The sequence below is a fragment of the Methylobacterium sp. CM6257 genome (genome assembly GCF_054611515.1).
Genome location: NZ_CM137735.1, coordinates 235975 through 249894 on the forward strand (window position 1 = coordinate 235975; position 13920 = coordinate 249894).

The window sequence follows — 13920 nt, forward strand, 5'->3', positions numbered from 1 at the left end:
CGGCGCCTCGGTGACCCGAAGCGCCGGACGGATCTTCAGAAATTGGCCTGCGTGACGAATTTCGTCACCAGATAGGCGTCGAGTGCCTCAGGGCCGCCCTCGCTGCCGTAGCCGGAATCCTTGACGCCGCCGAAGGGCGTCTCCGGAAGGGCGAGGCCGTGATGGTTGATCGAGATCATCCCGCTCTCGACCGAATTCGACACCCGCGCCGCCCGCTCGGCCGAGCGGGTATAGGCGTAGGCCGCCAGCCCGTAGGGCAGGCGATTGGCTTCGCTGAGGGCTTCCTCGTCGTCCGAGAACCGGTTGATCGCAGCGACCGGACCGAACGGCTCCTCGTTCATGATCCGCGCCGTCAGCGGCACCTCGGTGAAGACCGTCGGCTCGAAGAAGTTGCCGCGGTTGCCGATGCGCTTGCCCCCGGTGCGCAGGCTGGCGCCGCTCGCCTCGGCCTCGGCCGTAAGGGCCGCGATGGCATCGAGACGCCGCCCGTGGACCAATGGACCCATCCTGGTCTCGGGATCGAGCCCGTCGCCGACCTTCAGGGTCTTGGCGAAATTGGTGAAGCCCTCCACGAAGCGATCGAACACCGAATCGTGCACCAGGAAGCGAGTCGGCGAGACGCAGACCTGGCCGGCATTGCGGAACTTCGACGGGGCGAGGACGGCGACCGCCTTCTCGACGTCGGCATCGCCGAACACGATCGCCGGCGCGTGGCCGCCGAGCTCCATCGTGGCCCGCTTCATGTGCTCGCCCGCGAGCGCCGCCAGCTTCTTGCCGACCACGGTGGAGCCGGTGAAGGAGATCTTCCGGATCACCGGGTGCGGGATCAGGTAGGCGGAGATCGTCCCCGGGTCACCGTAGACCAGCGAGAGCGCGTCGCCCGGGATGCCGGCATCCAGGAAGGCGCGGACCAGGGCGGCGCAGCTCGCCGGCGTATCCTCCGGGCCCTTCAGGATCACCGTGCAGCCGGTGCAGAGCGCCGCCGAGATCTTGCGGACCGCCTGGTTGATCGGGAAGTTCCAGGGCGTGAAGCAGGCGACCGGGCCGACAGGCTCGCGCACCACCGCCTGCAGCACGCCGTCGGCACGGGCCGGGATGACACGGCCATAGGCGCGCTTCCCCTCCTCGGCAAACCAGTCGATGATGTCGGCCGCCGCCAGCGTCTCGACCCGCGACTCGGCGAGCGGCTTGCCCTGCTCCAAAGTCATGATCCGGGCGATGTCGTCGACCCGGGCACGCAGCAGGTCGGCCGCCTTGCGCATCACCTTGGCGCGCTCGAACGGCGCCACCTTCCGCCAGGCCGGGAAGGCACGGGACGCGGCCGCCAGGGCCTCGTCGAGATCGGCCGTGGTCGCGACGGCGCACTGGCCGATCGTCTCGCCCGTGGCGGGGTTCAGGACCCCCAGGGTCTCCCGGTCGGCGCCCGCGCGCCAGCGCCCGGCGATGTGAAGCTCGGTATCCGGATACATCGGTCGTTTCCCGCCCAGCCGCATGTTCGGCCGCAGGCGGAATGTGGCAGGCCGAGGCGTGCCCGCAATGCCTTTTCCGGCATGGCTGCCGTCAGAGTGGACGGATTCAGGCCGCCGCGCGGGAGCGAGCGACGCCGGGACCCTCCACGATCACCGGACTGCCGTGGCGGGCACGGAGCGTGCCGCCCTTCGGCACGACCTGCCATCCCTCGCGGCAGCCGTCGATCGGCTCCGAGACGACGACGATACCACCCGGTCCCTCGCGAAAGTACAGGCTCGGTGGGCGGCCGTCGCAGGCCCAGCGATAGGCGGTCAGCGTGTCGCCGTCGGTGAGGAGCGCGGTGAAGCGCAGCGGCTCGGAGATGCCGGCCGACTTCATCAGGTCGCGGACCGTCTCGAGGGTCCGCGCCATGGCGCCGACCGGATCCTCCTCGAGTCCGTTGGCCAGAGCCAGCAGGAAGATCGCCTCGGAATCGGTGCTGCCGCGGCGATGGTCGTAGAACGCGTCCGGGATCAGAGCCTCGAGCCTGCGCTTGATCCGATGATAGCCGCCGATCTGGCCGTTATGCATGAACAGGTGCCGCCCGTGGACGAACGGATGGCAGTTCGCCCGGGCGGTGGCGGTGCCCGTCGAGGCGCGGACATGCGCGAAGAACGTCCGTGCCCGCACCTGTCCACACAGGTTGACCAGGTTCTCGTCCGACCAAGCTGGCGAGATGTCGCGATAGACACCCGGTTCGGGGCGCTCGGCGTACCAGCCGATGCCGAACCCATCGCCGTTGGTCTCGGTTTTCCCCTCGTCGGCGTGCAGCGACTGGTGCACCAGCGAGTGGGTCGGCGCGCAAACGAGGTCGGAGAGGAAGACCGGCTCACCGCTATAGGCGAGGAAACGGCACATGTCGGACGGTGATCCTTCAGCTCTGGTCCGCGTTAGGTCTATTGGTGCGGCCGGCTCGCCGGAATGGGAGCGGTCCGCCGCAGCAGGTTAACAGTCGGTCCACTCCGGTGAACAGTTTCTTAACCGCGGGCCGACTGCGCCAATTTCGGGCGTTTCGCACGAAATTGGCGCCGGCTGACTGCAGGGCAGGCATACGCCGTTCGTTTCGCACAAACTCTTGTGAGCCGGCTCTTGACAGGCCAGCATGGCCGAATCGGGGAATCAGAAGCCCGTTCAAGGGGCCATGACCCGTAGAGGGGCAACGCACCGACATCAGGAGACTTTCATGGATCGCGCTCTGCCCGATAGTTCCGCTCCCGTGGCCCTCGTCGTCGAGGACGACGCAGCGGTGCGTGACCTTGCAACTGCGGTGCTGGAGGAGACGGATCTCGGCGTGATCGCGTGTGAGAGTGCCGAGGCCGCCCTCTCTGTGCTGGAACGGCCCGACGTGACCGTGGCGCTGCTCTTTGCCGACGTGCGCCTCCCGGGCGCCATGGACGGTGTTTCCCTCGCCCAGGCGGTGCGGCGTCGTTGGCCGGATGTGCGCGTGGTCGTCACGTCCGGGGCGAGCCGCGACGCGCGTCTTCCCGATCAGACGGTCTACATGCAGAAGCCCTGGCGGGCACTCGACGTGCTGGTCCAGGCCGAGCACGCCACGATGGCGGCGCGGGCGGCCTGACGTGGGGCGCTAGAAGGCACATCTCTGTCTGAGAAGACGTGCGGCGCGCGCCGCCTCACGCCTTCCTTCCCCCTTTGCGGGGGAGGGAGACTGCGCGTCAGGTCTTGACCGCCTGCAAAGAAAAAGCCCGGCCGCTCGCGCGGGCCGGGCTTTCTCGAAACAGAGGCGATGTCGCCTCAGGCGGCGGGCGCCGGGCTGACCGGGGTCTGACCCGAGGCGTTGCCGCCCTGCGCCTGCGCGGTGGACGGGGACGGGAAACCGGGACGACGGCCACCGGCGGGGAAGCGCGGCTTCGGCTTCGGCGCGGCGATCAGGCCCTCGCGGATCGCGGTCTTGCGGGCCTGCTTGCGGGCGCGGCGGACGGCCTCGGCCTTCTCGCGGGCCTTGCGCACGGACGGCTTCTCATAAGCCTTGCGCTGCTTCATCTCGCGGAAGATGCCCTCGCGCTGCATCTTCTTCTTGAGGACGCGGAGCGCTTGATCGACGTTGTTGTCGCGAACGAGTACCTGCAACGGACTTGATCCTCTGGACCTGGATTTGCGGTTGCGCGGCCCGCCGCCGATCTGGAAACCGGCAACGTCCCTCGCCCGGGATGAACCCGGGAGGGACGGGAACGTCGGTTTCCGAATCGGCGTGGAGCTCACGCCTTGGCGGGGCTTCTACACCAAGCGCGCAGCAGTTCCAACCTTCTCGCGCGATCCATCTTCAAGGCCGGCGTGCTAGGTTGCCGGGATGATACACGACGACTCGCAGCAATTTGCCAGCGACAACTATTCCGGCATCTGCCCCGAGGCCTGGGCGGCCATGGAGACGGCCAACCGTGGCCACGCGCCGGCCTACGGCGAGGACGCCTGGACGGCCCGGGCCGCGGACGCGTTCCGCGCCCTGTTCGAGACCCCGTGCGAGGTGTTCTTCGCGTTCAACGGCACAGCGGCCAACGCGCTGGCGCTGGCGGCGCTCTGTCAGTCCTACCACAGCGTGATCTGCGCCGACTCGGCCCATGTCGAGACCGACGAGTGCGGCGCGCCGGAATTCTTCTCCAACGGCTCGAAGCTGCTGACCGTCCGGACCGAGGGCGGCAAGCTCACGCCGGAGGCGATCCGCGGTCTCGCGCAGAACCGCAGTGACATCCACTTTCCCCGCCCGCGGGTGGTGACGATCACCCAGCCCACCGAGACGGGACAGGTCTACTCCCTCGCCGAGCTGCGGGCGTTGTCGGCGACCTGCCGCGAACTGGGGCTCGCCCTGCACATGGACGGGTCGCGCTTCGCCAATGCCTGCGCGAGCCTCGGCTGCAGCCCCGCCGACATGACGTGGCGCTCCGGGATCGACGTGCTGTGCTTCGGTGGCACCAAGAATGGCATGCATGCCGGCGAGGCGGTGGTGTTCTTCGATGCCAAGCTTGCCGAGGATTTCGGCTACCGCTGCAAGCAGGCCGGGCAGCTCGCCTCGAAGATGCGCTTCCTCGCGGCCCCCTGGGTTGGCATGCTGGAGAGCGGCGCGTGGCTGCGGAACGCGGCGCACGGCAATGCCTGCGCCCGGCGCTTCGCCGAGGCGGTGGCCGGGCTTCCGGGCGTGCGGGCACTGTTTCCCGTGGAGGCCAACGCCGTTTTCCTGACGATGCCCACCGCCACGATGGAGGGCCTGCGCGCCCGGGGCTGGCGGTTCTACACCTTCATCGGCGGCGGGGCGCGCTTCATGTTCGCTTGGGACGCCCGACCCGAGCGGGTGGACGAGCTGGTCGCCGACCTGCGTGCGCTGGCGGCCGCGGCAGCCTGAGCACCGCGTTCACAGCAGCGGCAGCTCCGCCGGATCCGCGCGCAGATCCGGCGCAGGCTCGCCTGGTCGAGTCCGTAGAGGCGCCGGAACGGGCCGCCCAGCAGCCCGCGATAGTCGGTGAGCACCGGATGGTCCCGGTTCTGGAACACGTGTGCCTCGTCGGCCCGAATCTGTGGCCCGGCGATCCGCCGGCCGCGGACGCCACCGAGGATTCAGTAGACGCTGCCGTGGCCGTGATCGGTGCCGCGGTTGCCGTTCTCCCGGAAGGTTATCGGCCCGAAGGAGCCTGGTGCCGGGTCCCAGGAGCCTCAAGGACGGCCCGATGATGCCGCGTCTTTGCCAATATCGGGGCTTGCCGCTACACGATCCCGAGACCGCGCGAGCGCCGCGCACCACCACGTTCCGACCCAGAGCGTTCGCTCCATGCTGATGCAGACCAAGACCGAGGCGAGGCCGGCAGATCCGGTGTCGCGGCGGCGCACCTTCGCGATCATCTCCCACCCGGACGCGGGCAAGACCACGCTGACCGAGAAGCTGCTGCTGTTCGGGGGCGCGATCCAGCTCGCCGGCGAGGTGAAGGCCAAGCGCAACCGGGTCTCGACCCGCTCCGACTGGATGGGGATCGAGAAGGAGCGCGGCATTTCGGTGGTCACCTCGGTGATGACCTTCGAGTACGGCGACTGCGTCTTCAACCTGCTCGACACGCCCGGCCACGAGGACTTCTCGGAGGATACCTACCGGACGCTCACCGCGGTCGATTCGGCCGTGATGGTGATCGACGCCGCGAAGGGCATCGAGGCGCGCACCCGTAAGCTGTTCGAGGTCTGCCGCCTGCGTGACATCCCGATCGTCACCTTCGTCAACAAGCTCGACCGCGAGGCCCGCGACCCGTTCGAGCTGCTGGACGAGATCGAGAAGACGCTCGCCCTCGATGTCGCCCCGGTCACGTGGCCGATCGGCACGGGCCGCAACTTCTCCGGCACTTACGAGCTCGGCGGCAACCGCGTGCGTCGGCTCGACGCCGCCGAGGATGCCGGGATGGTGCCGGTGTCCGGACCGGACGACCCGCTGTTCGACGAACTGCTCACCGAGGACGGCGCGGCGGACGCGTGGCGCGAGGAGGTGGAACTCGCCGAGGGTGGGCTGAAGCCGTTCGACCTCGACGCCTTCCGCGAGGGTCACCTGACGCCGGTCTTCTTCGGCTCGGCGCTGCGTAATTTCGGCGTGCGCGACCTCATCGACGGCCTCGCCAAGGTGGCGCCGCCGCCCCGCGGCCAGGATGCCGACAAGCGCCTCGTCGAGCCCACCGAGCCGCGCATGACCGGCTTCGTGTTCAAGATCCAGGCGAACATGGACCCGAACCACCGGGACCGCATCGCCTTCATGCGGGTCTGTTCGGGCAAGCTCAGCCGCGGCATGAAGGCGCGCCTCGTGCGGACCGGCAAGCCGATCTCGCTCTCGGCGCCGCAATTCTTCTTCGCGCAGGACCGCGCCATCGCCGACGAGGCCTATGCCGGCGACGTGGTCGGCATCCCGAACCACGGCACGCTGCGGATCGGCGATACGCTGACCGAGGGCGAGGACATCCTGTTCCGGGGCGTCCCGAGCTTCGCCCCCGAGATCCTGCGCCGGATCAAGCTCACCGACGCCATGAAGGCCAAGAAGCTGCGCGAGGCGCTCCAGCAGATGGGCGAGGAGGGCGTCGTTCAAGTCTTCGTGCCGCAGGACGGCAGCCAGGCGATCGTGGGCGTGGTCGGTGCGCTCCAGCTCGACGTGCTCAAGGAGCGGCTTCAGGCCGAATACGGGCTGCCGGTGGATTACGAGACCTCGCGATTCTCGGTCTGCCGCTGGGTGTCCTCGGATTCCGAGTCGGAGCTCGACAAGTTCATCGACTCGCACGGCTCGGCCATGGCCAAGGACCTCGACGGGGCCCCGGTCTTCATGGCGACCACGGCGTTCTCGCTCCGCTACGAGGAGGAGCGCTACCCGGCGGTGCGCTTCACCGACGTGAAGGATTACCAGAAGCGGGCGGCGTGAGCTGTCCGAACCCGCTTGTCCTACCCACGCTCTCATCCTGAGGTGCCGGAGCGCAGTGGAGGCCTCGAAGGCGTCGTCCAGGGATCGCGGCGCCTTCTGGAGCCCTCCTTCGAGGCCCGCTGATGCGGGCACCTCAGGATGAAGGGGGATGGGTGGCAGTGCCGGGTTACGCAGGTCGTCCGCGGAAAATGTCGGGCTGGACCGAGCTTCAGAACTTCCCCAGCATCGGGAATTCGACGCTCAAGCTCGACTCAGCCGCCATCGGCGCCTCGCGCTTGCGCGGCTTCCGGTTGAGGACCTGCTTCAGCTTCGTCTTCAGCACCGCCATGTCGAACGGCTTGAGAATGAAGGCGTCCGCGCCCGCTTGGTGGGCGAGGTTGATGTCCTCGAAATCGAAGGACGATTCGGTGAGCATGAAGGGCGTGTTCATCAGCGCGTCGTCGGCGCGGATCTCGCGCAGGAGGCTGATTCCGTCCATCGGCTCCATGTCGAGGTCGGAGATCACCAGGGCGTAGCGGCGCTGGCGCAGCCGCTCCAACGCCTCGGTGGCACTGGTGACGCCCTCCACGTCAGGGAAGCCGATGCGGGTCATCAGCATCACGATGAGACGCAGCAGCTTCTCCTGATCGTCGACGATGAGGATCGGGGGCGTATCGCTCTCGGACATCGCTCGGCTCAGATGAACAGGTGGTCGATGCCCTGACGGGACATCGTATCGGATTGAAGGGCCAGGCACAGCCCGTGGATCGCCGAAGCCTTCGGCGTGCCGCGCTGGAGCATCGGCAGCAGGTTGGCCTTGGCGAAGAGGGTGTCATTGCCCGCCGTGCGCTGAGCAATCTTGAAGGAATGCACGAACTCGCGCTTGGCGATCTCCCGCCATTCGCTGATCTGGACGTCCCGGTGCCGGCTGTCGGCGTTGATCCGGTCGAAGGTCTCGTGCACCGAGGAGCGCTCGCCCTCGACCACTTGGCAGGCGAAGTTTCCTTCGATGATCAGGAAGCTCGTAATCACGGCGAACTCGTTCTTCTTCTGGGCGATGCGACCGATCTCGTTGATCTGCTCGGACCGCTTCGCCGCGTCCGACGACAGGTTCAGCCGCGAGAAGTAGATGATGTGGACGAGGCTCGTCCGTTTCGCCCGCATGATCCCGAGATCCGAAATCCGTGCCCGTTCAGCGCTTCCGGGCAGGACGCTCCCCGCCCAGTCTCGCCCGGCGGCGATCTTCGCGCGTGCCGGATAACACCCCGTAAACATCGGCGGCTCGTTCCGGGCGGCCCGGGCGGTCCCGGACCCGGCAGGATCTGCCGGGTCGACCTCCGCGGTCGGCCAACCCTGCCGGGTCGAGCCCGTCCGGACGCTGACAGATCAAGCACTTAGTCGTGGCACGGCGGTTGCCCCTCAGGGGGCCGGCGGGCTGTCGCGCCCCGCATCGGGATCGCTTGCCATGGATCTTTTCACCGCCCTGCAGACGTCGGTCTCCGGACTGCAGGCGCAATCCTACGCCATCAGCAACATCTCCGGGAACATCGCGAACTCGCAGACGACCGGCTACAAGCGGGTCGACACCAGCTTCGTCGACATGATGTCCGAGACGACGCCGAAGCGCGAGGTCGCCGGCTCGGTGCTGGCCCAGTCGCAGCTGACGAACACGATCGCCGGCAACGTCGTATCGACGAGCGTGCCGACCAACATGTCGATCAGCGGGACAGGCTTCTTCACGGTGGTGCAGAAGACCGGCGACGCGAACGGAGCCGCGACGTTCAGCGGGACGAACGCCTACACGCGACGGGGCGACTTCTCCGAGACGGCGGATGGTTACCTGATGAACGGCGCGGGCGGCTACCTGACCGGTAACAACCTCGATCCACTCACGGGTCAGGTCACCAGTTCGGGGCCGATCGTGATCGGGAACCCCACGCTCCCCGCACAGCCCACCACCACCATCACCTACGCGGCCAACCTCCCGGCGACGCCGGCCACGAGCGCGTCGACCACGCCGCCGAACAGCATCGCCGGCCCTTCGATCACGGCCTACACGGCGAGCGGCGCGCCCGTGGCGATCAACATGCGCTGGACCCAGGTCTCCACGAGCACGACCGGGTCGACGTGGAAGCTGTCCTACGCCAGCACCACCGGCAGCAATCCGACCTGGACGGATGTGGGGACGCAATTCTCCTTCGACGCGACCGGCAAGCTCACAGCCCCCGCCAGTACCGGGACCCCGAGCACCACCACCGTGGATCTGAGTAACCTCACGTTTTCCGGCTACCAGTTCCCGAACCTGACCTTGGACATCTCCGGCGGCCTGACTCAATACGCCGATGCCAGCGGCGCGGTGACCACCGGCGCGTTGAGCCAGGACGGCAGCACCTCCGGCACGCTGACGAGCGTCGCGGTCGGCACCGACGGCAAGATCAACGGCACGTTCTCGAACGGGGCCGTGAAGGCGCTCGCCACCGTGGGGATCGCCCAGTTCGCCAACCCGGACGGGCTGAAGGCCGACTCGAAGGGCAATTACCTGCAGACCGCCGATTCGGGCCCTCCGCTGGCGGGCCTCGATGGCAGCACGATCACGGGTGCCAGCATCGAGCAGTCGAATACCGACATTGCCACCGAGTTCTCTAAGATGATCGTAACGCAGCAGGCCTACTCTGCGAACACGCGTGTCATGTCGACGGCTCAGACGATGATGTCGGACCTGCTGAACGTGATCCGCTGAGTGAGGGTGCGCACCGGGACGCGGAGGCCGTGAGATGTCGCTGAATGCGCTTTCCACCTCGACCGCGGGGCTCGCCGCAACGCAGGCGGCGATCAACATCGTCTCGCAGAACGTCGCCAATGCCGGCACGGCGGGCTACGTCAAGCGGACGATCACGTCGGTCGCCACCGGTCCCAACAACGCGGGGGTCGCCACCGGCACGATCGCCCGCAGCTTCGACGCGGCGGCTCTGAAGCAGCTACGCCTGGAGACCTCCGGCGCCGCCTACACCAGCACGAAGGCGGGGATCATCTCCCAGCTCGACGCCCTGTACGGCACGCCCGGCAGTTCGTCGTCGCTCGACGGCACGCTCAACACCTTCACCGAGTCCCTCCAGGAACTTGCCGCCAACCCGACCTCTGCGGCCGCCCGGACGACGGTCCTGGGCAACGCCTCGGCGCTGGCCAGCCAGATCAACAGCGCCGCCAGCACGGTGCAGAACCTGCGCACCGGGATCGAGTCCCAGCTCGGCGCCGACACGAATGCGGCGAGCTCGCTGCTGTCCAGCATCGCGAGCCTCAACGCCAAGATCCAGAACACGACCGACGACAGCTCCCTGGCCGACTTCCAGGACCAGCGCGATCAGGCGATCAACAGCCTATCGAGCTACATGGACGTCAAGGCGACCCCGCAGAGCGACGGGACGGTCTCGGTCATGACCCAGTCGGGCGTGACGCTGGTGGATCGCGGCAATGCGGCGACCCTGACCTTCGACGGGCACGGCACCCTCAACGCCAGCTCGACCTACTCCACGGATCCGAGCCAGCGTTCGGTCGGGACCGTCACCGCAACGCTGGCGGGCGGCGGCACGATCGACCTCGGCGAGCCCGGCGTGCTGCGCTCCGGCAGCATGGCTGCCGAATTCGAGCTGCGCGACCAGATCCTGCCGCAGGCCCAGCGCCAGCTCGACGACTTGGCGGCCGGCCTCGCCACAGCGCTGACCAACACCAGCACGACCGGCACCCTCAGCGGCGGCGCCACTACGATCAGCGTCGGGAGCATGCAGCCCGGCAACACCCTCACGGTCCCGGTGACCGACAACACCGGGACCGTGCGCAACGTGACCCTGGTGGCTTCAGCGACCACGAGCGGCACGATCGTGCCTGCCGGGCAGACCAGCGACGCGAACGGCCTCACCCTGACCTTCAACGCGAGCGGCGGCCCGGCCAGCTACGTGACGGCGATCCAGGCGGCGTTCGCCGCCTTCAGCGCCAATCCGGCCGCGGCCAGCTACAAGCTCCCGTCCCTGGGCGTCACCGGCACCGCAACCGGCACGAGCGCGACCCTGACGCTGACGGCGGGCGGCAAGGTCGCCGCCGCGGCCTCCGCCAGCGTTTCGGCGGTCTCGGCCTCCGACCTGAATACGGGCAATCCCTCGATCGCCCTGTTCGTCGACGGCACGGCCAACACGCTCTTCACCGGGTCCTTCGATACCGGTTCGCAGCTCACCGGCTTCGCCCAGCGCATCACCGTCAACAGCGCGGCGACGGCCAATCCCGCGGCCCTCACCGCGACGAGTGCGACCGACACGAGCACTTCGGGCGCGCGCGCGCAGAAGCTGTTCACCGCCCTGACCGCCACGCCGCAGACCTTCTCGTCGTCGAGCGGCATCGGCGGCGTCGCGGCGCCCTACCGCACCACCGTGGTCGGGTTTGCACAGGACGTGATCGCGGCTCAGGGGGCCGCCTCGGCCAACGCCTCGGCCCTCAACGACACCCAGCAGACCGCTCTGTCCACAGCCCAGAGTCGGTTTGCGGCGGGGGCCGGGGTCAACATCGACCAGGAAATGTCGAACCTGATCGCCCTGCAGAACGCCTACGGCGCCAACGCCCGGGTGCTGAGCGCGGCCCGCGACATGCTCAACCAGCTGCTGCAGATCTGATCATGACGACGATCACGCCCTTTGCGGCCGGCGCCTACGTCACGAACCGGACCGCCTCTCACCTCCTGACGCTGAAGAACCAGCTCAACGATCTGTCGAACCAGCTCTCGAGCGGGCAGGTGGCGCAGACCTACGGCGGCCTCGGCTCCGGGCGGTCCACGGCGCTGGGCGCCCAGGCGACGCTGAGCGCGCTCTCCGGCTATGCCGCCGGCATCACTGCCGCCCAGACCCGGACGAACCTCGCGGTCACCAGCCTGACCCAGGTCGCGACCCTCGGCACGAGCGCCAGCGCGACGCTGAACAACGGCCTGCAGAGTGTGGCGGCGAGTTCCGTCGCCGGGCGGTCGACCGCGCTGGGCAACCTCCAGTCGGCGCTCGACGCCCTCAACCAGTCGGCGGCGGGCAACTACCTGTTCGGCGGCAGCGACACCACCACCCAGCCGGTGGCCGACACGGACGCGATCCTGAACGGGGCCACGAACAGCGACGGCTCGCGGAAGGCCGGCCTGACGCAGATGATCGCCGAGCAGGTCGGCGCGGACCAGGGACCCGGCCAGAACGGCTGGCTGTCGGTGGACCCGTCGCCCACGACGCCAACGCAGGTCACGATCAACGAACCGTCTAACGACAGCGTCCGCGCGAATTTCGGCTTCGCGCTCGCCGGCACGCCGACCTCGACCACGTCGGCGATCCAGGCGACCTACACGGCCGGTACCGCGACCACCGCGGGCTCGCTGCAACTGAACGTCAACGCGCAGCCGTCCGTCGGGGACAGCATCACCGTGACGCTGACGATGCACGACGGCGTCTCCACGTCGTTCACGCTCACAGCCGTCGCCGCCGGCACGTCGCCGCCCGCGTCCGCCACGACCTTCGCGCTCGGCGCCAACGGCGACACCACGGCCACGACGAACAACCTCAGCGCCGCGCTCACCCGCGCCATCGGGGCGGCCGCGGCCGGTCCGCTGACCGCCAGCTCGGCGGCGACGGCCGCGTCGCATTTCTTCACGGGCTCGGTGAAGGGCGGACCGTCGGGCACCGGCGTGATGCCCCAGCGCGTCCTGTACGATACCAGCACCGGCACCCCGGGCACCCCGATCGGCTACCGGTCGGCGAGCCCGCAGGACACGGTGCTCTGGTACCAGGGCGAGAACACCTACTCCACATCGACAACGCCCGCGACGCAGACATCGGCCCTCGACACGCAATCGGTCCAGGTCAGCGCCACCTCCAGCATCGGCACCGGCGCCCGCGCCATCGATCCCGCGGTCCAGAACGTCCTCGCCGGACTCGCCACGATGGCCTTCGGCCTGCCCACGTCCAGCAGCACCAGCCCCAACGCCACCTACCAAGCAGTGATCGACGCGGCCGGACCGCTTCTCGCCTCCGCCAACGGCAGCTCCAGCGTCCAGGACACCGTCACCCAGCTCTCCCTCGCCTCGGCGCGCCTGTCCAACGCCAGCACGACCAACAAGGCGACCCAGAACACCGTGCAGAACACCCTGGACGGGATCGAGCAGGCGTCCACCGAGGAGGTCGTCGCCAAGCTGCTCGACGTGCAGAACCGGCTTCAGGCGAGTTATCAAGTGACCGCCACGCTCTCGAAGCTCTCGCTGGTCAACTACATCGGCTGAGTCCGGGCCGCCGAGACCCGGATCCAGGCCGGCGAAGGTCACTTCCGCTCGTTTGTAGTGAACCGGATCTTAATCGGACCCCGCCATCATAGTCTCGCCGCTTTCTCGCATTGAACCACGATTTGCGGACGCGCAGTCGCCCCGTCGTTCATCCGAGGAGAGGTCCGCATGTCGCTGTCCGAACCCGTCGAACTCGTCCGCCGCCTCGGAGCCGCCCCGCGGGTCGGCGCCATCGTCATGGCCGAACAGGCGATCGACACGTACTGCGCCGGATATCTGTGTCCCGATGACCGAACCATCGCGCTGGACATTCTGCTGCGCGACCTCGCGCGGCTGCGCGTCCAAGAGCCGGACCTCGACCAGTTCATCGGCGAGGTCGAGACCTATATCGACCTGCTCCACCGGGACATCGCGCGCCAGGCGGCCTGAGATGCGCCTGCTGGTCGTCGCGGGGGCGGTGCTGTCCCTGGCCGTCCCGGCCCTGGCGGTCGACCTGCAGAAGATGCCGGCGACGCCCGGGCCGGTGCCGTGCCCCTCAAAGGGGCCGGGCTTCGTCCGCATGCCGGGCACCGACAGCTGCATTCGCGTCTCCGGCCGCGTCGCCGCCGGGATGGACCTGCGCACCGGATACGGCGCGGCGGCGGCCCCGACGGTCGCGGGCCGGATCGCCATCGATAGCCGTGCCGATACGGCTCTCGGCGAGGTGCGGACCTACGTGCGGATCGGCAACGGGCGCCGCTGAGGC

The 13920-nt window shown here is 68.5% G+C and carries 13 protein-coding genes; 8 read left to right on the plus strand and 5 right to left on the minus strand.

The genetic code is table 11. The features are described 5' to 3' along the window. Nucleotides 1–35 precede the first annotated feature (35 nt). A complete protein-coding gene (locus ACYCO6_RS01225; RefSeq protein ID WP_459768551.1) occupies nt 36–1469 on the minus strand; it encodes an NAD-dependent succinate-semialdehyde dehydrogenase in 1434 nt (477 codons plus the stop codon). A 106-nt stretch (nt 1470–1575) separates the two neighbouring features. Continuing rightward, on the minus strand, nt 1576–2367 hold the full coding sequence (locus tag ACYCO6_RS01230; protein ID WP_459768553.1) for a class II glutamine amidotransferase: 792 nt from the start codon (nt 2365–2367) through the stop codon (nt 1576–1578). Nucleotides 2368–2692: 325 nt separating this feature from the next. On the opposite strand from ACYCO6_RS01230, the gene ACYCO6_RS01235 reads away from it, so the two are divergent. Next, the gene (locus ACYCO6_RS01235; protein ID WP_459768555.1) at nt 2693–3085 is read left to right on the plus strand and encodes a response regulator; all 393 of its coding nucleotides are present in this window, start codon (nt 2693–2695) and stop codon (nt 3083–3085) included. 176 nt (nt 3086–3261) lie between these two features. Here the strand turns inward: ACYCO6_RS01235 and rpsU are convergent, their stop codons facing one another. Then, nucleotides 3262–3597 carry a 30S ribosomal protein S21 gene (gene rpsU / locus ACYCO6_RS01240; RefSeq protein ID WP_459768557.1) on the minus strand — a complete coding sequence of 112 codons (336 nt, stop codon included), beginning with the start codon at nt 3595–3597 and terminating at the stop codon, nt 3262–3264. A gap of 220 nt (nt 3598–3817) precedes the next feature. On the opposite strand from rpsU, the gene ACYCO6_RS01245 reads away from it, so the two are divergent. After that, nucleotides 3818–4864 carry a threonine aldolase family protein gene (locus ACYCO6_RS01245; RefSeq protein WP_459768559.1) on the plus strand — a complete coding sequence of 349 codons (1047 nt, stop codon included), beginning with the start codon at nt 3818–3820 and terminating at the stop codon, nt 4862–4864. A gap of 423 nt (nt 4865–5287) precedes the next feature. Next, nucleotides 5288–6901 (plus strand): peptide chain release factor 3, encoded by a 1614-nt coding sequence (locus ACYCO6_RS01250; protein WP_459768561.1) that lies wholly within the window; start codon nt 5288–5290, stop codon nt 6899–6901. Between the two features lie 208 nt (nt 6902–7109). Here the strand turns inward: ACYCO6_RS01250 and ACYCO6_RS01255 are convergent, their stop codons facing one another. Together ACYCO6_RS01255 and ACYCO6_RS01260 are read right to left on the minus strand one after the other, a co-directional pair. Further along, nucleotides 7110–7568, minus strand: a complete 459-nt coding sequence (locus ACYCO6_RS01255) for a response regulator (RefSeq protein ID WP_459768563.1) — start codon at nt 7566–7568, stop codon at nt 7110–7112. A gap of 8 nt (nt 7569–7576) precedes the next feature. After that, the gene (locus ACYCO6_RS01260) at nt 7577–8044 is read right to left on the minus strand and encodes a BLUF domain-containing protein (RefSeq protein ID WP_459768565.1); all 468 of its coding nucleotides are present in this window, start codon (nt 8042–8044) and stop codon (nt 7577–7579) included. A gap of 301 nt (nt 8045–8345) precedes the next feature. On the opposite strand from ACYCO6_RS01260, the gene ACYCO6_RS01265 reads away from it, so the two are divergent. The 5 genes from ACYCO6_RS01265 to ACYCO6_RS01285 all read left to right on the plus strand — a co-directional run bounded on the left by ACYCO6_RS01265 (nt 8346) and on the right by ACYCO6_RS01285 (nt 13917). Then, nucleotides 8346–9620: a flagellar hook protein FlgE gene (locus ACYCO6_RS01265; protein ID WP_459768567.1), complete on the plus strand. Its 1275-nt coding sequence runs from the start codon at nt 8346–8348 to the stop codon at nt 9618–9620. A gap of 34 nt (nt 9621–9654) precedes the next feature. Beyond that, on the plus strand, nt 9655–11541 hold the full coding sequence (gene flgK / locus ACYCO6_RS01270) for a flagellar hook-associated protein FlgK (RefSeq protein WP_459768568.1): 1887 nt from the start codon (nt 9655–9657) through the stop codon (nt 11539–11541). A 2-nt stretch (nt 11542–11543) separates the two neighbouring features. Continuing rightward, complete coding sequence (locus ACYCO6_RS01275; protein ID WP_459768570.1) at nt 11544–13175, plus strand: flagellin; 1632 nt, start codon at nt 11544–11546, stop codon at nt 13173–13175. A gap of 168 nt (nt 13176–13343) precedes the next feature. Further along, nucleotides 13344–13604, plus strand: coding sequence for a hypothetical protein (locus ACYCO6_RS01280; protein WP_459768572.1), 261 nt, complete (start codon nt 13344–13346; stop codon nt 13602–13604). Between the two features lies 1 nt (nt 13605). Next, nucleotides 13606–13917: a porin gene (locus ACYCO6_RS01285; RefSeq protein ID WP_459768574.1), complete on the plus strand. Its 312-nt coding sequence runs from the start codon at nt 13606–13608 to the stop codon at nt 13915–13917. Nucleotides 13918–13920: the final 3 nt, after the last annotated feature.

Coding starts and splice junctions, on each gene's coding strand:
- ACYCO6_RS01225 (WP_459768551.1), bottom strand. CDS start 1,469: ATGTATCCGGATACCGAGCTTCACATCGCCGGGCGCTGGCGCGCGGGC.
- ACYCO6_RS01230 (WP_459768553.1), bottom strand. CDS start 2,367: ATGTGCCGTTTCCTCGCCTATAGCGGTGAGCCGGTCTTCCTCTCCGAC.
- ACYCO6_RS01235 (WP_459768555.1), top strand. CDS start 2,693: ATGGATCGCGCTCTGCCCGATAGTTCCGCTCCCGTGGCCCTCGTCGTC.
- ACYCO6_RS01245 (WP_459768559.1), top strand. CDS start 3,818: ATGATACACGACGACTCGCAGCAATTTGCCAGCGACAACTATTCCGGC.
- ACYCO6_RS01250 (WP_459768561.1), top strand. CDS start 5,288: ATGCTGATGCAGACCAAGACCGAGGCGAGGCCGGCAGATCCGGTGTCG.
- ACYCO6_RS01255 (WP_459768563.1), bottom strand. CDS start 7,568: ATGTCCGAGAGCGATACGCCCCCGATCCTCATCGTCGACGATCAGGAG.
- ACYCO6_RS01260 (WP_459768565.1), bottom strand. CDS start 8,044: ATGCGGGCGAAACGGACGAGCCTCGTCCACATCATCTACTTCTCGCGG.
- ACYCO6_RS01265 (WP_459768567.1), top strand. CDS start 8,346: ATGGATCTTTTCACCGCCCTGCAGACGTCGGTCTCCGGACTGCAGGCG.
- flgK (WP_459768568.1), top strand. CDS start 9,655: ATGTCGCTGAATGCGCTTTCCACCTCGACCGCGGGGCTCGCCGCAACG.
- ACYCO6_RS01275 (WP_459768570.1), top strand. CDS start 11,544: ATGACGACGATCACGCCCTTTGCGGCCGGCGCCTACGTCACGAACCGG.
- ACYCO6_RS01280 (WP_459768572.1), top strand. CDS start 13,344: ATGTCGCTGTCCGAACCCGTCGAACTCGTCCGCCGCCTCGGAGCCGCC.
- ACYCO6_RS01285 (WP_459768574.1), top strand. CDS start 13,606: ATGCGCCTGCTGGTCGTCGCGGGGGCGGTGCTGTCCCTGGCCGTCCCG.